Below are 18,811 nucleotides of genomic sequence, written 5' to 3' on the forward strand. Positions count from 1 at the left end.
GAGAGGTTTAGTCGATGGCGGGCGAACGCACAAGGGGCCCGGACCGCATCGCTGCGATCCGGGCCCCTCACTGCTCGCCTCAGCCGATCAGGCTGCGCAGCACGTACTGCAGGATGCCGCCGTTGCGGTAGTAGTCCGCCTCACCGGGGGTGTCGATCCGGACCACCGCGTCGAAGCTGACGTCGCCCGCGGTGACCTTGACGGTCTTCGGGGTCCGACCCTCGTTGAGCTCGGTCACGCCGGTGAAGGAGAAGGTCTCCTCGCCGGTCAGACCCAGCGACTCGGCGGTCTGGCCCTCCGGGAACTGGAGCGGCAGGACGCCCATGCCGATCAGGTTCGAGCGGTGGATGCGCTCGTAGGACTCGGCGATGACGGCCTTGACGCCGAGCAGCGCGGTGCCCTTGGCCGCCCAGTCACGGGACGAGCCCGAGCCGTACTCCTTGCCCGCCAGGACGACCAGCGGGATGCCGGCGGCCTGGTAGTTCTGCGAGGCGTCGTAGATGAACGCCACCGGCGCGTCGGGCTGGGTGAAGTCGCGGGTGTAGCCGCCCTCGGTGCCCTCGGCGATCTGGTTCCGCAGCCGGATGTTGGCGAAGGTGCCGCGGATCATCACCTCGTGGTTGCCACGGCGCGAGCCGTACGAGTTGAAGTCGCGCTTCTCCACACCGTTCTCGGTGAGGTACTGCGCGGCCGGGGTGCCCGGCTTGATGTTGCCGGCCGGGGAGATGTGGTCGGTGGTGACCGAGTCGCCCAGCTTGGCCAGCACGCGGGCGCCGGCGATGTCGTTCACCGGGCTCGGGGTCTTGGCCATGCCCTCGAAGTACGGGGGCTTCCGGACGTAGGTGGACTCGGCGTCCCACTCGAAGGTGTTGCCGGTCGGGATCGGGAGCGACTGCCAGCGGTGGTCACCGGCGAAGACGTCCTGGTAGCCCTTGTCGAACATCGCCTCGTCGATCGAGCTCGCGACGGTGTCGGCGACCTCCTTCTCGGAGGGCCAGATGTCGGCGAGGAAGACGTCGTTGCCGTCCTGGTCCTGGCCGAGCGCGTCCCGGGTGATGTCGATGTTCATGTTGCCCGCGAGCGCGTAGGCGACCACCAGCGGCGGGGAGGCCAGGTAGTTCATCTTGACGTCGGGGTTGATCCGGCCCTCGAAGTTGCGGTTGCCGGAGAGCACCGAGACGACCGCGAGGTCGGCCTCGTTGACGGCCGCCGAGACCTCCTCGGGCAGCGGGCCCGAGTTGCCGATGCAGGTGACGCAGCCGTAGCCCACCAGGTTGAAGCCGAGCTTCTCCATGTAGGGGACGAGGCCGGCCTTCTCGTAGTAGTCCATGACGACCTTGGACCCGGGGGCCAGGGTGGTCTTGACCCAGGGCTTGACGCGCAGGCCCTTCTCCACGGCCTTCTTCGCCAGCAGGGCGGCGCCCAGCATGACGGAGGGGTTGGAGGTGTTGGTGCAGGAGGTGATCGAGGCGATCACGACCGCGCCGTTGTCGATCTGGTACTGGCCGCCGTCGGGAGCGGTGACCGTGGTCGGCTTCGACGCCTCGGCGGAGTACGCGGGCAGCACCTCGGCGAACTTCTCGGCCGCCTCGGCCAGGATGACCCGGTCCTGCGGACGCTTCGGGCCGGAGATCGACGGGACGACGGTGGAGACGTCCAGCTCGAGGTACTCGGAGTAGACCGGCTCGACCGACGGGTCGTGCCAGAGGCCCTGCTCCTTGGCGTACGCCTCGACCAGGGCGAGCTGCTGGGCCGAACGGCCGGTCAGCTTCAGGTAGCTGATGGTCTCGGCGTCGATCGGGAAGATCGCACAGGTCGAGCCGAACTCCGGCGACATGTTGCCGATGGTGGCGCGGTTCGCCAGCGGGATGGCGGTGACGCCGGCGCCGTAGAACTCGACGAACTTGCCGACCACACCGTGCTTGCGCAGCATCTCGGTGATGGTGAGCACCAGGTCGGTGGCGGTGGTGCCGGGCGGCAGCTCGCCGCTCAGCTTGAAGCCGACCACGCGCGGGATCAGCATGGAGACCGGCTGGCCGAGCATCGCGGCCTCGGCCTCGATGCCGCCGACGCCCCAGCCCAGCACGCCCAGGCCGTTGACCATGGTGGTGTGCGAGTCGGTGCCGACGCAGGTGTCGGGGTACGCCTGGCCGTTGCGGACCATGACGGTGCGGGCCAGGTGCTCGATGTTGACCTGGTGCACGATGCCGGTGCCCGGCGGGACGACCTTGAACTCGTCGAACGCGGTCTGGCCCCAGCGCAGGAACTGGTAGCGCTCCTTGTTGCGGCCGTACTCGATCTCGACGTTCTGGGTGAACGCGTCCTGGGTGCCGAACTTGTCGGCGATGACGGAGTGGTCGATGACCAGCTCGGCCGGCGCCAGCGGGTTGATCTTCGCCGGGTCGCCGCCCAGCTCCTTCACGGCCTCGCGCATGGTGGCCAGGTCGACCACGCAGGGGACACCGGTGAAGTCCTGCATGATCACGCGGGCGGGCGTGAACTGGATCTCCTCGCTCGGCTGGGCGTTCTCGTCCCAGTTGCCCAGCGCCCGGATGTGGTCGGCGGTGATGTTCGCGCCGTCCTCGGTGCGGAGCAGGTTCTCCAGCAGCACCTTGAGGCTGTACGGCAGCCGCTCGGAACCCTCGACGGCGGAGAGCTTGAAGATCTCGTACGACTCGTCGCCCACCTGCAGCGAGCTGCGGGCGTCGAAGCTGTTCGCGGACACGACTGACTCCTTTTGGATCCACCCGGTGGTAAGGTGACCCTAAGTTGGGCCTACCCGAGCTCCGGTGGAGGCGTACGCCTCTCGGCAAGTATCTTGACGTCAAGATAAATCATAGCGTGGAGTTATCTCGATGTCGAGATAAACCATAGTGCATGCCCGGGTGCGCACCGCGTCAGGCTGGCCCCTGTCCGACGCTCCGGCCGGGACACCTCTCCAAACTTCCGCCCCCACTGCTGTCCCGCAAGTTCGCCGCTCCCCCGGGCCCGGTCGGGCGGGCTCACCGGACGGCCTCGCGGCCGACGCCCCGTACGGGTGACTTCCGGGGGCGGGGCGCGCTCCGGGACGGCCGGAGCTGGCAGTTTGGGGCGGAACCCCCTCCGGAAAGGCCCGCTCATGTACGCCGTCCCCGTCCTGGCGCTCGCCCTGCTGCAGCCGCTCCTCCCGCCGGTCCAGACGGTGGAGGCCACCTTCGACCGGACGGACGGCATCGTGCCCGCCACCGCCGTCAGCTTCGACCCGGAGGCCGTGCCGTACGGCGCGACCACCCGGATCGTGGTGCACCGGACGCCGGGGCGGACCACCGTCGCCATGACGGTGGACGGGCTGACGCCCGATCACCACTACCCGGCGCACGTGCACACCCGGGGCTGCGGCACCGTCCCGGCCGACGCGGGACCGCACTACCAGGACCGGCCGGACCCGGTGCAGCCCTCCACCGACCCCGCCTACGCCAACGACCGGAACGAGCTCTGGCTGACCCTGCACACAGACGCGACCGGCCACGCCTCCGCGAGCAGCACGGTGGAGTGGGAGTTCCGGGACGGCGGGGCCGGGTCGGTGGTGCTGCACGCCGGGCCGGACGACCACGGGCACGCGCCGACGCAGCGGGTGGGCTGCGTCAACGTGGCCTTCTGAGCCTCGGCGCCTGCGGTTCCCGCTCTTCCTACCGTTCCCGCTCTTCCCGCCGCTCCTGCCGTTCCCGACGTTCCTGCCGCTCCCGACGGGCCGTCAGGAGCCGAGCGTCGCCACCAGGACCGCCTTGATGGTGTGCAGGCGGTTCTCGGACTGGTCGAAGACCACCGAGTGGGCGGACTCGAAGACCTCGTCGGTGACCTCCAGCTCGCTGAGGCCGGTGGCCTCGAAGATCTGACGGCCGACCTCGGTGCCCAGGTCGTGGAAGGCCGGCAGGCAGTGCAGGAACTTCACGTTCGGGTTACCGGTGGCCCGGATCGTCTCCATCGAGACCTGGTACGGCTTCAGCAGCGCGATCCGCTCCGCCCAGACCTCCTTGGGCTCGCCCATCGAGACCCAGACGTCGGTGTAGAGGAAGTCGGCCCCGGCGACGCCCTCGGCGACGTCCTCGGTGAGGGTGATCCGGGCGCCGCTGACCTCGGCCAGCGCCTGGGCCGCCTTCTGCACCTCCGGGGCGGGCCAGAGCTGCTGCGGCGCGACGATCCGGATGTCCATCCCCAGCAGCGCGCCGGTGACCAGCAGTGAGTTGCCCATGTTGTAGCGGGCGTCGCCGAGGTACACCAGGGCGGTCCGCTCCAGCGGCTCGGTGCCGTGCTCGACGATGGTGAGGATGTCGGCCAGCGCCTGGGTGGGATGCCACTCGTCGGTGAGCCCGTTCCACACCGGGACGCCCGCGTGCGTGGCCAGCTCCTCCACCAGCACCTGGCCGTGGCCCCGGTACTGGATGCCGTCGAACATCCGGCCGAGCACCCGGGCGGTGTCCTTGATGGACTCCTTGTGACCGAGCTGCGAGCCGGACGGGTCCAGGTAGGTGGTGCTGGCACCCTGGTCGTGGGCGGCCACCTCGAAGGCGCAGCGGGTCCGGGTGGAGGTCTTCTCGAAGATCAGCGCGATGTTCTTGCCGGTCAGCCGGGGCTGCTCGGTCCCCGCGTACTTGGCGGCCTTGAGCTGGGCGGACAGCTCCAGCAGGAAGCGGAACTCCTGCGCGGTGAAGTCCAGCTCCTTGAGGAAGTGCCGGTTCCGGAGGTTGAAGGCCATGCCGGGCTCCTGGATTGCGGGGACAATGAGACGGGAAGTGTATACGACTTCCAGAATTCTTATGCAACAGGAGGTGAGCGTGGCGGGCCACCCGTCGGAGTGGGTGGCCCGCCACGGCCGGCCCCGGCACCGGTAGGCCGGGGTCGGAGTGAGTCGGCCCCGGGTCGGCTCAGGGACGGTACAGGGTCGGAGTCGGGTCCGAGTCGGGCTCAGAGCCGGGGGTCGACCGGCTCAGACTCCAGTGCGAGGACGGCGAAGACCGCCTCGTGCACCCGCCAGAGCGGCTCGGACCCGGCCAGCCGGTCCAGGGCCTCCAGGCCGAGCGCGTACTCGCGCAGGGCGAGCGAACGCTTGTGCCCGAGCGAGCGCTGCCGCAGCTCGGCGAGGTGCTCGGTGTAGTCCGGACCGTAGATGATCCGCAGGTACTCCCGGCCCCGGACCTTCACACCGGGCTGGACCAGGCCGCCCCGGCCGCCGGCACCGCCGCGGACCAGCGCGGCCAGCGGCTTGACCACCATGCCCTCACCACCCGCCGCGGTCAGCTCCTCCCACCAGGCGACCCCGGCCGCGACCGAGTCCGGGTCGGAGGTGTCGACCAGCAGCCGCCCCGTCCGGTGCAGGATCGGCTCCGCCGGGTCGTCGGCCGCCACCAGCCGGTCGATCCAGCCGAGGTGCTGGTCGTGCGAACGGACCGCGAGGTTGGCCCCCTCGGCCGCCAGCACCTGGAACGGGGCCAGCCGAAGACCCGTCAGCCCCTCGGTGGGCCAGCAGTAGCGCCGGTAGGCGACGGTGAACGCCGCCGCGTCCGCCGACCGCTGCTGCTGACGTCCGATCAGCTCGTCCAGCGGCAGGCCGCGGGCCGCGCCGAGCCGCAGCGCGGCGAGCGCCTCCGGCAGCGCGGCACCGGCCGCCGCACCGACCGCCGCGTACTGCCGGCGCAGCAGCTCGACCGCCTTGAGCGACCAGGGCATCAGCTCCGCGTCCAGCAGCAGCCAGTCGGTGCCCAGCTCCTCGAACAGTCCGGCCCGCTCGGCCGCGGCCCGGAGCCGCTCCAGCACGGCGTCGGTGAGCTCCTGACCGTTCAGGAAGGCCCGGCCCGTCCTGGTCCAGATCGCGCCCGGGCCGACCAGGCCGAACCGGCGCTCCAACGCCGCTTCACTGCGCGCGACCAGCACCACCGCGCGGGAGCCCATGTGCTTCTCCTCGCAGACGACCTGCTGGACCCCGTCGTTGCGGTAGCCCAGGAACGCCTCCTCCGGGTGCTCCAGGAAGCCGTCCCGGCGCGAGGTGGCGACCGGTGCCATGGTCGGCGGCAGGTAGGCGAGCAGCCGCGGGTCGAGGGCGAACCGGCTCATCACCTCCAGCGCGGCGGCCGCGTTCTCCTCCCGGATCGAGACCCGGCCGTGCTGAGCGGTCTCCACGATCCGGCGGCCCGCGACGTCCTGCAGGTCGAGCGGGCGGCCCTCCCGGCCGCCCGGCGCATCGGTGTGCATCGGCCGGACCGGGGCGTACCACTCCTGCTCGGCCTCGACCGTGACCAGCTCGCGCTCCGGGTAACGGAGCGCGGTCAGGCTGCCGCCGAAGACACAGCCGGTGTCCAGGCAGATGGTGTTGTTGACGAAGCTCGCGGTCGGCACCGGGGTGTGGCCGTAGACCACCAGGGCCCGGCCCCGGTACTCCTCCGCCCACGGGTAACGGACCGGCAGGCCGTACTCGTCGGTCTCGCCGGTGGTGTCGCCGTAGAGCGCGTGCGAGCGGACCCGGCCGGAGTTACGGCCGTGGTACTTCTCCGGAAGACCGGCGTGACAGACCACCAGGTTGCCGCCGTCCAGCAGGTAGTGGCTGACCAGGCCGCGCATGAACGCCCGGACCCGGGCCCGGAACTCCTCGCTCTCCTCGGCCAACTGGTCGATGCTCTCCTGCAGGCCGTGCGAGACGGTGACCTTGCGGCCGTCCATCCAGCGGCCGAGCTTGTTCTCGTGGTTGCCGGGCACGCAGATCGCGTGGCCCGCCTCGACCATGCCCATCACCAGGCGCAGCACACCCGGGCTGTCCGGGCCTCGGTCGACCAGGTCACCGACGAAGACCGCAGTACGGCCGTCGGGGTGCACCGCGTCCACCGGGCGACCCTGCGCGTCCCTGGCCAGGGTGTAGCCCAGGGTGCCGAGCAGGGTCTCCAGCTCGGAACAGCAGCCGTGGATGTCACCGACGATGTCGAACGGGCCGGTGAGCTCGCGCAGGTCGTTGTAGCGCTTCTCGGTGACCACCTCGGCGGAGTCGACCTCGGCGACGCCGCGCAGGACGTGCACCTTGCGGAAGCCCTCGCGCTCCAGCCCGCGCAACGAGCGGCGCAGCTCGCGCTGCTGACGGGGGATCACGTGGGCGGCGAACTGGCGGTCCGGACGGGCTCTGTTCCGCTCGGCGCAGACCTCCTGCGGGAGGTCGAGCACGATCGCGATCGGCAGCACGTCGTGCTCACGGGCCAGCTTGACGAGCTGCTTGCGGCTCTCCGGCTGGACGTTGGTGGCGTCCACCACGGTGCGCCGGCCAGCCGCGAGGCGCTTGCCGACGATGTAGTGGAGCACGTCGAAGGCGTCGGCCGAGGCCGACTGGTCGTTCTCGTCGTCGGCCACCAGGCCGCGGCAGAAGTCCGAGGAGACCACCTCGGTGGGGCGGAAGTGCCGACGGGCGAAGGTGGACTTGCCGGAGCCGCTGGTGCCGACCAGGACGACCAGCGAGACGTCGGTGACGGGAAGGGAGCGGGTGGACGGGCGCTCGGCCGGGGTGCCGGCATCGGTGTCGGTGTCGTCGGTCATCAGGCTGCGCTCCCTTCGGTGGTGACGGTCGGTGCGGTGGCTGCGGCGGTGGCTGTAGTGGTGGTTTCGGAGGTGCGGCGGAACAGGGCGAGCTGGGTCGGCGCGCCGACCTGCTCGTCGAGCGGACCGACCGGACGGACGGTCACGGAGTAGCCGTAGTCGGCCGCGATCCGCTCGGCCCAGGCCAGGAACTCCGCCCTGGTCCACTCGAAGCGGTGGTCGCTGTGCCGGACGTGGCCCGCCGGGAGGGTCTCCCAGCGGACGTTGTACTCGACGTTGGGGGTGGTCACGACCACGGCGCCCGGGCGCGCCGCGCCGAACACCGCGTACTCGAGCGCAGGCAGCCGGGGCAGGTCGAGGTGCTCGATCACCTCGGAGAGCACCGCGGCGTCGTAGCCCTTGAGCCGGTCGTCGGTGTAGGTGAGCGCGCCCTGGACCAGCCGGACCCGGGCCGCCTGACGCTCCGACATCCGGTCCAGCCGCAGCTTGCGGGCGGCGACGGTGAGAGCGCGGGAGGACACGTCCACCCCGAGCACCTCGGTGACCCGGATGTCCTTCAGCAGAGCCTCCACCAACTCGCCCTGGCCACAGCCGAGATCGAGCACCCGGGCGGCGCCGACCTCGGTCAGCGCGGCCAGGATCGCTTCCCGGCGGCGGATGCCCAGGCTGACCGGCTTCGGCTCCTCCTCGGCATCGGTGGCAGCAGCGGACGCGGCGGCGGACGCGGCGGCGGACGCGGCCTCGGCCGGTGTGCCCGTGGCTTCGGACGCGTGCTCGGCTGAGTCGTCGACGGCGTTGTCCACCTCCTCGGCCTCCCGGTCGTCGGCCTCGGCGAGCCGGGCCAGCTCCAGCCGCTCCAGGGCCGTCCTGGTCAGCGACCAGCGCCGGGCCAGGTACCGACGGGTGATCAGCGCCAGCTCCGGGTGCGTCCCGAGCCAGCCCTCACCGGCGGCCAACAGCTTGTCCACCTCGTCGGGCGCGACCCAGTAGTGCTTGGCACCGTCCAGCACCGGCAGCAGTACGTAGAGCTGCTGCAGGGCGTCGGCCAGCCGGAGCTCGGCGGCCAGCTCCACCCGGACGTAGCGCGAGTCGCCCCACTCGGGGAAGGTCTCGTCCAGCGGGATCGCGGTGGCCTCGACCTGCCAGCCCAGCGGCTCGAACAGCCGCCGCACCATGGCGGGGCCGCCCTCCTCCCCCGCGCCGTTGGCGGGCACGGCGGGGAGCAGGATCCGCAGCGGGCGGGCCTGCTCGGCCAGACCGGGACGCTGCTCGCAGTCACCCTTCATCGCCGTCCGGAACACCGTCCGGAGTGCGACCGCGAGCAACGAGGAGGCCGCGTAGGGGCGGTCGTTGACGTACTGCGCGAGCGCGAAGTCGGGTGAGCCCCCGCGACCCTTGCCCCGGCCCTTACGGACCAGTGCGATCGGGTCGATGTCCAGCAGCATCGCCGCCGTGCACGACTCGGTGCCGGTCTCCGGATAGAAGACGTGGGCGACACCGTGCGAGGTGGAGAAGCGCTGCACCTTGTCGGGGTGCTTGTGGAGCAGAAAGCCCAGGTCGGAAGCCGGGCGTTCAGCCGTGCCTGTGGTGGAGATCGAGATGAACACCTGTCCGAGTATCGCCGACGGCCGATCCGGGTGACACCGGGTTTTCCCCGAGGTGGGAGGGCATCCGGGCGCCGTTCGGAGGGCCGGGCCGCTGTCCGCACGGTGAGCGTGTTCGTCAGCCCGGGCGGAGATTCGTTAACGTGCTCGATGTGACTGCTGATACCTCCTCCCTCGCAAGTGGTGCCGTGGCCGTCGGCCTGGCGACCATCGCCGCCGACGGCACCGTCCTCGACACCTGGTACCCGAACCCGGAGCTGGCCGCCGCCCCCGGCCCGGCCGGCACCGTCCGGCTGACCGCCGAGGAGGCCGACGCGGCGCTCGGCGCGGGCGCCGCCGAGGCGCTGCGCTCCGACGACCGCCGGGGCGTCGAGGTGGTCGCGGTGCGCACCACCATCGCCTCGCTGGACGAGAAGCCGCTCGACGCGCACGACGCCTACCTCCGTCTGCACCTGCTGAGCCACCGTCTGGTCCAGCCGCACGGCCAGAACCTGGACGGCCTCTTCGGCCTGCTCGCCAACGTCGCCTGGACCTCGATCGGCCCGGTGCCGGTGGACCAGGTCGAGCGGGCCCGGCTCGCCGTCCGCGCCCAGGGCGGGCAGCTCGCCGTGTACGGGATCGACAAGTTCCCCCGGATGACCGACTACGTCGCGCCGACCGGTGTCCGGATCGCGCACGCGGACCGCGTCCGGCTCGGGGCGCACCTGGCCGTCGGCACCACCGTGATGCACGAGGGCTTCGTCAACTTCAACGCGGGCACCCTGGGCACCTCGATGGTCGAGGGCCGGATCAGCGCGGGCGTCGTGGTCGGCGACCACAGCGACATCGGTGGCGGCGCCTCGATCATGGGCACCCTCTCCGGCGGCGGCAAGCAGGTCGTCTCGGTCGGCGAGCGCTGCCTGCTCGGCGCCAACGCCGGCATCGGCATCTCGCTGGGCAGCGACTGCGTGGTGGAGGCCGGTCTGTACGTGACGGCCGGCACCCGGGTCACCACCCCGGACGGGAAGATCGCCAAGGCGGTGGAGCTGTCCGGCCAGGACAACCTGCTGTTCCGCCGCAACTCGCAGACCGGCGCCGTCGAGGTCATCGCACGGTCCGGCTCGTGGGGCGGCCTCAACGCGGAGCTGCACGCTCACAACTGATCTCCCGTCAGTGGTGGTGGGTGAACAACTGACAGCTGAACCGGCGGAACTCTGCCGGTGGGGCTACGGAGGCGCGGGGCCGGGCGACCGGGGCCCGCGCCTCCGGCGTTTCCGGCCTGCTGTATGCCGGTCCTGGTGCGACAGCCAAGGCGGTCGGCGCGGGTCGGCCGGGCCGTCTAGCCCAGTGGCCGGGCGCGCCGCAAACCGGGATCACCCCTGAGACTGACCGAGGGCGGGTGTTGGACCTCTACGAGTGGTCTGTGGTGACCGGGTGTCAGCCGAGGTCGTTGGACCGCCGGGGCCGCTTGCCCGAGCGGCGGCTCCGCCACCGACGCCCGTCGGTTCACACCGCACTACCGAGCTGGAGGGGTCCGCTCATGTCCGAGCCCTGGTCCGAGGCACCCGTTACACCGCAGCAGGACGCGCCCGCCCCGGCGGCCTCCCCCGGCAGTCTGCTGGAGCAGATGCAGCGCATGCTCGCCGACCTGAACGCCAACCTTGCGGGGCTGGACGCCGATCTGCAGTCCTCGGCCGGACGCACCGGCGAGCAGCGCGACGCGGACGACCGCTCCACCGAATCCGCCGGCCGGGGCTGACCGCCCCGCGCCGAGGCCGGCGGCCCCAGCGGTACGACCAAGGTCGGCACCCCCTGGCTCTCCGCCGGTCCGGCACCGGCCGCCGCCGACCGGCCCGCTCCTGGCGCGGCCTCCGGCTCCGCGGCACCGGCCTGACCGGCGGACGCCGCCTCGGCCACCTCGGCCGCCTCGGCGACCTCCCGACGGAGCGTCCGGAGCAGCTCGACCACCACGTCCTTGCACTCCGAGCCCGCGTCCACGCCGTCGATGCAGCGCCAGTACAGGCTCTCCCCGTCCGCCCCGCAGGCCAGCACCACCAGGGCCTCGGCCATGTCGTGCAGCAGCAGGCCGAGCTCGGTCAGCACCGGCTCCAGCTCGCCGAGCTCGTCCAGCCGGGAGGCCCGGCCGGTGCCGCCCCAGTCGGACCGGTGCCACTCCGCCTCCGCCGTCTCCTGCGGACTCTCGGCCGGGCCGGGCTCCTCCAGACAGCTGACCGCGTGCGCGCCCGCGTCGCAGAGCAGCTGCCCGAGGGCGGCCAGCTCCCCGCTCTCCCGCTCGGCGATCCCGGCCCCGACGGCCTCGGTGAGCAGACCCGCCTGCCAGGCCTCCACCAGTGCGTCCGGCACACTCCGGGCCTCCGCCAGGGCGTGCCGGGCCGTCTTGATCAATCGCAGCGCGTCCATGCCTCGCCGCTCCCCTCACTCGCGTACGACCGTCACACCGTCGTCGCCGACGGTGCGTCACGCGGCAAGACTGCGGCGGGCCCGGGCGGTACGGGCGAAACAGGCTGGGAGCTGTGGACAACCCACCCCCTGTGGACAACTGCCGTCACCCACACGAGGGACAGGCTTAGACCCACCCCCCATGTGCCGGTCGGTCTTAGACCGGGAAGCGGATCTCATTGCGTTCGATCTTGGCGGCCAACGCGGCCGCCGGGTCCACCCCGACCGCCGTGCAGAACTGGAGCAGGTACGCCAGCACGTCGGCCACCTCGTCCCGGACCCGGTGCGCCTGGTCCGGGTCGGCCATCACCGTGGCCGCCTGTTCGGGGGTCAGCCACTGGAAGATCTCCAGCAGTTCGCCCGCCTCGACGCTGAGCGCGGCCGCGAGGTTCTTCGGGGTGTGGAAGGGCTCCCAGCCCCGGGCCGCCGCGAAGTCGGTCAGCCGCTGCTGGAGTTCGTCGATGCTCTTGTCGGTCACGCCTACAGGTCTACCCCATCGTCGCCGCCCCGGGCTCCCTGCAAGGGCACCCGGGCCGACTCGGGCCGCAGCACGCTGTGCCCGCTGGCCGGGTCGCGCCGGCACTCGACCAGTTCGACGCCGAGGCCAGGTTCGCGGGCCGGAGCCGCGTCCTGCACCGCGCCCAGCAGCCGGATGTCCTCCTTCAGGCACACCTCCCTGGCCAGCCGGAGCAGCGCCGAGACCTGCTCCCCGCCGAGACCGGCCGCCAGGTCCTCGGCCAGCACGGTGAGCTGACGGTGCGCCGCCGGGACCTCGACCGCCGGATCGACGTCCAGCACCCCCGCGCCGGTGAGCAGCACGGTGGCGAAGGCCAGCAGCCGCAGCATGCCGTCCGAGGCCTGGTCCGCCCCCGTCCGACCGAGCACGCCCTCGTCGAAGACCGCGAGCAGCTGCTCGCGGGCCTCCGGGCCGCGCCGAGCCACGTCCAGGCCGAGCAGCGGGTGCGGGGCCGCCTGCTGGACGGCCTTGAGCAGCCGGCCGTACCGGCGGGTGCACTGCTGCTTCACCCGGGCCAGCACGGGCGAGATGTTGGCGGCCGAGGCGAGCAGCCTGGCGTCCGTCTCGGGCTCCGCCCAGTCCCGCATCAGCGCGGGCACCGGGTGCAGTGGGAAGACCTCGCGCAGGGCGGTGAGCAGCTGCTCGGCGGCGGCCAGCACCTGGCGCTCGCCGTTCGAGGAGCCCGCGACCCGGAGCGGGATCTGAGCGGTGATCAGGCTGTCGTTGGGGAACGGCGCCCGGATGTCGCCCTGCCGGGTGTCGTTGTGCCAGGTGACGTTGACCCGGCCGTGCGCGACGTCCTGCTCGCCGGTCTCCACCAGGGTCTGCCCCGCGCAGGTCAGCCACTCCCGGGCGACCCGGACCGGGCCGTCGGTGCGGACCACCAGTTCGAGCCGGATCGGCCCGACGGCGGAGCGGACGGTGCAGCCGAGGATGATCGCGTTCCGGCCGTGCGGGACGCAGCCGAGCATGCCGCCCCGGATCGGCAGCGCGAGCGGGCCCGAACTGCCGCCCAGCCCGTCCAGCGAAGGGCCGATCGGCTCGCCGAGGGAGAGCCGGGAGAGGGTGGCCAGCGCGTCCAGCGCGTTCGACTTACCGACGCCCGAGGGGCCGTGCAGCACGGTCAGCGGGGAGAGCGGCAGGGTGGTCCGCCGGTAGGACTTGAAGGAGGTCAGGCGCAGCTCCTCCACGGTGGGGCGGAGCACGGGGCGGACGGCGGCGGGACGGACGACTTCGCTGGTCACTCGGGGGACGTTAGCCGCCGTCGGAAGTGCCGAAACGTGCCTGCGCCGCATCTTCATCCCAACGAGTCCGCGTGAGTCCCACGACTCGGCCCGGTTTCCACGTCCGGGTCCGGTCTGGTGCACACGCCCGGGTCCGGGTCGGGTCCGCGGGGGTGGACGGGCTGCTCAGCGGTAGGTGGTGAGGTGCACCGAACCGGTCACCTCGACCGGGTCGGGCAGCTCGGCGAGCGCGGCGGCCAGCCGGGCCGGGTCGGTGTGCCAGGCGTTCGGGCCCATCGCGACCACCTCGTTCACCTCGGCGTGCGAGAGCCGCAGCCGGAACTCGACCTCGGTCCGGTCGGTACGGGTCAGCCAGGGGCTGAGCTTCTGGTCCGTCCGGCGCTCCTTGTCCTCGTCGACCGAGAGCAGCCCCAACGCGTCCACCAGTTCCCGGAGGTGACGGGAGGTCGGGGAGACCAGCAGCATCCGGCCACCGGGGCGGAGCACCCGACGGATCTCGGGGCCGTTGCGCGGCGCGAAGACGTTGAGCAGCAGATCAGCGGAGCCGTCCAGCAGCGGCAGCGGACGCCAGGCGTCGCAGACCAGCGCGCCGATCCGGGCGTGCGCCCTGGCCGCGCGCCGGAGGGCGAACTTGGAGATGTCCAGCGCGGCGCCCGCCCCGCCCGTCCGGTCCAGCACGTGCGCCAGGTAGTAGCCGGTGCCGGCACCGAGGTCGGCGGTCAGGCCCGTCGTCGCGTCGTCGGGCCCGCCCGCCGCCGCGTCGGCCAGGGCGTCGGCGATCGGGAGGTAGTGGCCGGCGGCCAGGAAGTCCCCCCGGGCGGCGACCATTCCGGCCGTGTCACCGGTGCCGGTGTGCGCGTCACCGGCGAGCAGGCTGACGTAGCCCTGCTTGGCCTGGTCGAAGCTGTGGCCCGCCGCACAGCGCAGGGTCCGGCCGTCCAGGGTCAGCGGCCGGGCACAGTGCGGGCAGGCCAGGTAGCGCTCGATGTCCTGCAACAACGTGGGTGGTCCTCGCCGGTGTGGGGGTGGACCACCAGGCTACTCAATCAGCTTCGCCCTCTTCGCCGTCGTCCTCGCCGCTGACCTCCTCGTCCTCGGGGTCGTCGACGATCCAGCCGGCCAGCCGCTCGGCGACTCCGCTGACGCCGAGCTTGCCCTCCCGGATGGCCCGGGCCAGGCTGCGTACCTCACGGGCGGTGGTGGCGACGGTGCAGCCGCTGGCCACCAGGTAGGAGTACGCCACGGCGGTGGCGAACAGCTCGTTGGTCCGCTCCAGCGCGGGGACGCGGATCAGTTGGTGCATCAGGGCCGCGGCGCGGTCCTGCGGCTCGGGGTAGACGGCGATGTCGAAGATCTCGGCCTGGTGCCGGGCAACCGAGGCGAGCAGCGATCCGTAGTCGGTCACCTGCGGGTCGCCCGGGGTGTACTGCTCGGCTGTCATGAGCAGCCAGGACAGGTCTACCTCAAGTTTCAACGGCGCACGTCCTGCAGCTCGGATCCGCGCTCGAACTCGGCGAGGAAGGCGGTCTCGTACTCCTTCATGAACTGCGCGGCGGTGTCGACGAACAGTCGCCCTGCCTCACCCATGTCCTGCTGCACGAGCCGTTCGATGTACTGGTTCATGCTGATCCCCTGCTGCTCGGCCCGCTCCCGGGCGATCTCGGCGGTCGTGGCGTCCACCCTGACGTTCAGCTGCTTTTTGGCCATGCTTCACGCTAGCGCCGATGTGCTAGCACAACAAGGGCGCATTCCGGCCTCCGCACTCCCTTACCCGCGCGCGGCCCCGTTGGCACCCCGGCGGACCGCCGAGTGCGACGGACCCGGCGGGGACCAGCGCGGGGTCGGTGCGGGGTCAGTGCGGGTCGCCCTCGATCCGGCCGCCCAACGCCCGTGCGGTCGGGGCGAGTTCACGCCAGTGCCGGGTGAGCAGGGCGAGCGCGAGCACCAAGTAGACGTAGCCGAGCAGCAGGCGGGCGTTCTCGCCGGGCAGCACGAACTGGACCACGAACAGCCCGAACAGCAGCCCCGCCTTCCACGGCAGGAAGCGCAGGTCCAGCAGCAGCACCACCGCGAGCACGGTCTGCGCCGCCGTCAGCATCACCTCGTCCACCTGGCGCTCCACCAGCGGCAGTGACCAGCTGCCGCCACCTGCGGCGTAGGCCAGCGGCAGGCAGGCGATCAGCAAGGTCCACTGGTTGACCTTGCTGGAGAGCAGCGCACCGAGCCCGTCGTCGCCGCGCAGCCGCCAGGCGAACACCACCGCCACGATCAGCTCCGGCGCCTCGGACGCCAGCGGGGCCAGCCACTGCACCAACAGGAACCGGTCGATCCCGAGCGAGGACCCCGCGTCCACCAGCGAGGTGGCGAACGGCTCGGCACACGCGAACACCACCGCCGCGGCCACCGCGAACACCAGCACCGTCGTCATCCGCCGCCGCCCGGTGGGCAGTTCGGCCAGCCGGGCCGGCACCCCGATCAGCTCCTCCTCGTCGGTCTCGCTGCACCGCCCGATCCGGAACAGGTAGTAGGCGTACCAGGCGATCAGCACCACCGCCAGCGCCCAGGAGATCTCCCTGGTCAGCGGCATCACGAACGCGAGCACGGCCGCCGCCCCGAGGAACGCCACGTCGATCCGCCGGTGCTCCCGCAACGCCACCCCGGGGCGCACGCCGGCCCGGCGCGCCGCGAAGTACGCGGCGAGCGCCACCAGCGGCCACCCCACGCCCACCAGCAGCCGGTTCGCGCCGGTCATGTTGGCGGCGGCGTACGCCGCGTACTCCGGCCTGGTGCCCGCCGTGTACGCGAACCACAGGTCCACCGCGTACTCCGGCAGCACCGCGATGAACGCCAGCAGCGCGAGCGCCAACGGCCCCGCGATGTCCGCCCGCGCCGTCTCCGCCGCCCACATCAGCAACAGCGCCGCCGACAGCACCCCCAGCCCGAACACCGCCATCCCCACCACCGGCTCCGGATGCACCCCCGCCAGCCGCACCACCACGGCGGGCGCCGCCCCGGCACAGGCCGCACCAAAGCGCAGAGCGGTGGTCCGCACGGACGGCGGCACGGCTGACGGCGGATCGGAGACCATCCCCGCAGGCTAGGGCGCGGCCCGGCCCCGAGCCCGGTCGGCAACGCCGACCAGCCCTTCGCCCGACCCGGACGGCCCACTCCTCGATTGCCGTAGTGGTGCCTCACCACACCATGAGACGTCCCTGCGCTCCACCACCGAAATTCGCCTGACCATCGGTCAATTCGAGGGCAGCATCAGAACACGCAGTGTGATCCACCCCTTGACCTACGATGGCAGGGACCATCCGAGCGGCCGACGGGCCTCCGTTCCACCTCGGTGGACTCTGCGGACTCGCCCACCGCACGAGCCATTCCGCGCTGTCTGGGAGCATAGTTTTGCTGTTCCGTGAGTCTGCGGCTTCCTTGGCCGATCGTACCCAGCTCGAGGGACGACTGGCAGACCTGCTGGCCGAGAACTTCCTGCACCGGCACGGGCACTGGCCGCACGACTCCGAGGTGCGGTCCTGGGACCGCAGCATCCCGGCACTCACCAACGCCTTGGTGGAAGCCGGACTCGGCGAGGTCGAGGTACTGCTGGAGTACGGGCTGCCGCTCACCAGCAAGCGGGCGGACGCGGTGCTGGCCGGCGTCCACCCGGTCACCGGCGAGCCCTCGTACGTGGTCGTAGAACTCAAGCAATGGAGTGAGGCCCACCCGGTGGAAGGAGACCCGCTGCGCTGCCGCATCCCCTCCTATCCGGATCCCGTTCTCAACCCGATCGAGCAGGTGCGCGGCTACTGCGACTACCTGGTGTCGTTCAACGCCGCTCTGGAACAGGCCCCCGATTCCGTCAGCGGAGTGGCCTACCTGCACAACGCCACCGAGTTCGGGGTCTCCGGACTGCGCGAGGTCACCGAGAACCACCGGGGGCGGATGTTCACGGGCGAACAGCGCGGTGCCTTCCTGGACCACCTGCGGTCGAGGCTGGCCCCGAAGCCAGGGGCCACGGCGGCCGACGATCTCCTTCAGGCCAGGGTGCGCCCTTCAAAGCAACTGATGACCGTCGCCGCCGACGAAGTCCGCGAGCGGGAACAGTTCGTGCTGCTGGACGAGCAGCGACTGGCCTACGAGACGGTCCTGGCAGCGGTGCGCCGAGCACGCCGGTCCAACCACAAGCAGGTCGTCGTCGTGACCGGAGGCCCCGGCTCAGGAAAGAGCGTGATCGCTCTCTCCCTGCTCGGCGACCTGTATCGACGTGGCGTGCCAGCCCTTCACGCCACCGGCTCACAGTCGTTCACCAAGACGATGCGGAAGGTAACGGGAGCACGGAAGCCCGAAGTCCAGCGTCTGTTCAAGTACTTCAACAGCTTCATGCAAGCAGAGCCCAACGATCTCGACGTGCTCATCTGCGACGAGGCGCACCGGCTTCGCAAGACCTCCGCCAATCGGTACACCAGGGCCGCCCTGCGGAGCGGACGCCCTCAACTCGGCGAGCTGATCGACGCGGCCCGCGTGCCGGTTTTTCTCCTGGACCAACACCAGGTCGTCCGACCGGGCGAGATGGGGACCGTGGAGCAGATCCGGCTGGCTGCGGCAGAGCAGGGCCTGGAGTGCACGCTGGTGGAGTTGGACAGCCAGTTCCGCTGTGGCGGCAGCGATGCCTACCTGCGCTGGGTGACCAGCTTGCTCGGCCTGGAGGGTACCGGGCCGGTCGCTTGGGAGCCAGACGGCAAGGTGCAGTTGCTGACCGCCGACAACCCCCACGAACTGGAACGCTTCCTGGACGACCGGCGGACCCTGGGATACGGCGCCCGCCTGTCAGCGGGCTACTGCTGGCGGTGGACCACGAAGATCACTCCGGCCATGACCGCCCTCCCCTCCGACGTGGTGATCGGCGACTGGGCGAAACCGTGGAACCTGTATGGCGACCGTTCCCTTCTGGGAGCACCACCTGCTCCGCTCTGGGCCACCGATCCGGCGGGCTTCGGACAGGTCGGCTGTGTCTACACCGCGCAGGGATTCGAGTACGACTGGTCGGGTGTGATCCTCGGTCCGGACCTGGTCTGGCGAACCGACCGATGGCTGGTGGACCGGACCGCGTCGAAGGATCCCTCGTTCACCAAGGCCACATCGGACGAGGATATCGACCGACTCGTCCGCAACACGTACAAGGTGCTGCTGACCCGAGGCATGATCGGAACGATCATCTACTCGACCGACCCCGAGACCCGCCAGATGCTCAGTTCCGTTGTTCCTCAAGGGAACTGACACCAGGTGCCACGACGGGCGATGCGCGGAGCGAATTCGTGCACGGCGCGCGAGGCGCTCGAAGCCGGGCGCACGCGGCTGGGCGAGCGGCTAGTCTGATCGGGCTGCGCACCTTCCCGGAGGGTACGGGGCTACAGGTCATGTACGGCCGAACGAGGTTGTCGGTAAGAGTGGTTGTG

At 71.3% G+C, this 18,811-nt stretch carries 14 protein-coding genes; 3 read left to right on the forward strand and 11 right to left on the reverse strand.

Features of this window, described 5'->3' with window-relative positions; translation table 11 throughout:
- Positions 1 to 79: 79 nt before the first annotated feature.
- Entirely contained in the window at positions 80 to 2,725 is a 2,646-nt protein-coding gene (acnA, locus tag OHV05_RS10560) for an aconitate hydratase AcnA (RefSeq protein ID WP_405017448.1), read from the reverse strand.
- Between the two features lie 393 nt (positions 2,726 to 3,118).
- On the opposite strand from acnA, the gene OHV05_RS10565 reads away from it, so the two are divergent.
- Positions 3,119 to 3,640 carry a superoxide dismutase family protein gene (locus OHV05_RS10565; protein WP_405017449.1) on the forward strand — a complete coding sequence of 174 codons (522 nt, stop codon included), beginning with the start codon at positions 3,119 to 3,121 and terminating at the stop codon, positions 3,638 to 3,640.
- A 93-nt stretch (positions 3,641 to 3,733) separates the two neighbouring features.
- Here the strand turns inward: OHV05_RS10565 and argF are convergent, their stop codons facing one another.
- The 3 genes from argF to OHV05_RS10580 form a co-directional block, all read right to left on the reverse strand.
- Entirely contained in the window at positions 3,734 to 4,735 is a 1,002-nt protein-coding gene (gene argF / locus OHV05_RS10570) for an ornithine carbamoyltransferase (protein WP_405017450.1), read from the reverse strand.
- Between the two features lie 209 nt (positions 4,736 to 4,944).
- Positions 4,945 to 7,551 carry a polynucleotide kinase-phosphatase gene (locus OHV05_RS10575; protein ID WP_405017451.1) on the reverse strand — a complete coding sequence of 869 codons (2,607 nt, stop codon included), beginning with the start codon at positions 7,549 to 7,551 and terminating at the stop codon, positions 4,945 to 4,947.
- The gene (locus OHV05_RS10580) at positions 7,551 to 9,158 is read right to left on the reverse strand and encodes a 3' terminal RNA ribose 2'-O-methyltransferase Hen1 (protein ID WP_405017452.1); all 1,608 of its coding nucleotides are present in this window, start codon (positions 9,156 to 9,158) and stop codon (positions 7,551 to 7,553) included. Before OHV05_RS10580 ends, OHV05_RS10575 begins: the two co-directional genes overlap by 1 nt.
- Before the next feature lie 149 nt (positions 9,159 to 9,307).
- Between OHV05_RS10580 and dapD the strand changes: the two genes are divergently transcribed.
- Positions 9,308 to 10,297 carry a 2,3,4,5-tetrahydropyridine-2,6-dicarboxylate N-succinyltransferase gene (gene dapD, locus OHV05_RS10585; protein ID WP_405017453.1) on the forward strand — a complete coding sequence of 330 codons (990 nt, stop codon included), beginning with the start codon at positions 9,308 to 9,310 and terminating at the stop codon, positions 10,295 to 10,297.
- 343 nt (positions 10,298 to 10,640) lie between these two features.
- On the opposite strand, the gene OHV05_RS10590 is transcribed toward dapD, so the two are convergent.
- From OHV05_RS10590 to OHV05_RS10620, 7 genes are all read right to left on the reverse strand, one after another.
- Positions 10,641 to 11,555 (reverse strand): DUF6099 family protein, encoded by a 915-nt coding sequence (locus tag OHV05_RS10590; RefSeq protein WP_405017454.1) that lies wholly within the window; start codon positions 11,553 to 11,555, stop codon positions 10,641 to 10,643.
- A 196-nt stretch (positions 11,556 to 11,751) separates the two neighbouring features.
- Positions 11,752 to 12,072: a nucleotide pyrophosphohydrolase gene (locus tag OHV05_RS10595; RefSeq protein WP_405017455.1), complete on the reverse strand. Its 321-nt coding sequence runs from the start codon at positions 12,070 to 12,072 to the stop codon at positions 11,752 to 11,754.
- Between the two features lie 2 nt (positions 12,073 to 12,074).
- On the reverse strand, positions 12,075 to 13,355 hold the full coding sequence (locus tag OHV05_RS10600; protein ID WP_405017456.1) for an AAA family ATPase: 1,281 nt from the start codon (positions 13,353 to 13,355) through the stop codon (positions 12,075 to 12,077).
- Between the two features lie 165 nt (positions 13,356 to 13,520).
- Entirely contained in the window at positions 13,521 to 14,354 is an 834-nt protein-coding gene (locus tag OHV05_RS10605; protein WP_405017457.1) for a putative RNA methyltransferase, read from the reverse strand.
- Positions 14,355 to 14,397: 43 nt separating this feature from the next.
- Positions 14,398 to 14,829 carry a fic family toxin-antitoxin system, toxin component gene (locus OHV05_RS10610; protein WP_184919427.1) on the reverse strand — a complete coding sequence of 144 codons (432 nt, stop codon included), beginning with the start codon at positions 14,827 to 14,829 and terminating at the stop codon, positions 14,398 to 14,400.
- Positions 14,826 to 15,062, reverse strand: coding sequence for a toxin-antitoxin system HicB family antitoxin (locus tag OHV05_RS10615; protein WP_403033705.1), 237 nt, complete (start codon positions 15,060 to 15,062; stop codon positions 14,826 to 14,828). Before OHV05_RS10615 ends, OHV05_RS10610 begins: the two co-directional genes overlap by 4 nt.
- 145 nt (positions 15,063 to 15,207) lie before the next feature.
- Positions 15,208 to 16,443: a hypothetical protein gene (locus OHV05_RS10620; RefSeq protein ID WP_405017458.1), complete on the reverse strand. Its 1,236-nt coding sequence runs from the start codon at positions 16,441 to 16,443 to the stop codon at positions 15,208 to 15,210.
- Positions 16,444 to 16,760: 317 nt separating this feature from the next.
- Between OHV05_RS10620 and OHV05_RS10625 the strand changes: the two genes are divergently transcribed.
- The gene (locus tag OHV05_RS10625; RefSeq protein ID WP_405017459.1) at positions 16,761 to 18,632 is read left to right on the forward strand and encodes a DNA/RNA helicase domain-containing protein; all 1,872 of its coding nucleotides are present in this window, start codon (positions 16,761 to 16,763) and stop codon (positions 18,630 to 18,632) included.
- The last annotated feature ends 179 nt before the right edge of the window (positions 18,633 to 18,811 follow it).

Source organism: Kitasatospora sp. NBC_00070 (assembly GCF_045041205.1).
Lineage (GTDB): Bacteria > Actinomycetota > Actinomycetes > Streptomycetales > Streptomycetaceae > Kitasatospora.

Bases quoted from the DNA above. Each gene is read 5' to 3' on its own strand.
- OHV05_RS10565 (WP_405017449.1), top strand. From the start codon at position 3,119: ATGTACGCCGTCCCCGTCCTGGCGCTCGCCCTGCTGCAGCCGCTCCTC.
- argF (WP_405017450.1), bottom strand. From the start codon at position 4,735: ATGGCCTTCAACCTCCGGAACCGGCACTTCCTCAAGGAGCTGGACTTC.
- OHV05_RS10575 (WP_405017451.1), bottom strand. From the start codon at position 7,551: ATGACCGACGACACCGACACCGATGCCGGCACCCCGGCCGAGCGCCCG.
- OHV05_RS10590 (WP_405017454.1), bottom strand. From the start codon at position 11,555: ATGGACGCGCTGCGATTGATCAAGACGGCCCGGCACGCCCTGGCGGAG.
- OHV05_RS10615 (WP_403033705.1), bottom strand. From the start codon at position 15,062: ATGGCCAAAAAGCAGCTGAACGTCAGGGTGGACGCCACGACCGCCGAG.
- OHV05_RS10620 (WP_405017458.1), bottom strand. From the start codon at position 16,443: ATGGTCTCCGATCCGCCGTCAGCCGTGCCGCCGTCCGTGCGGACCACC.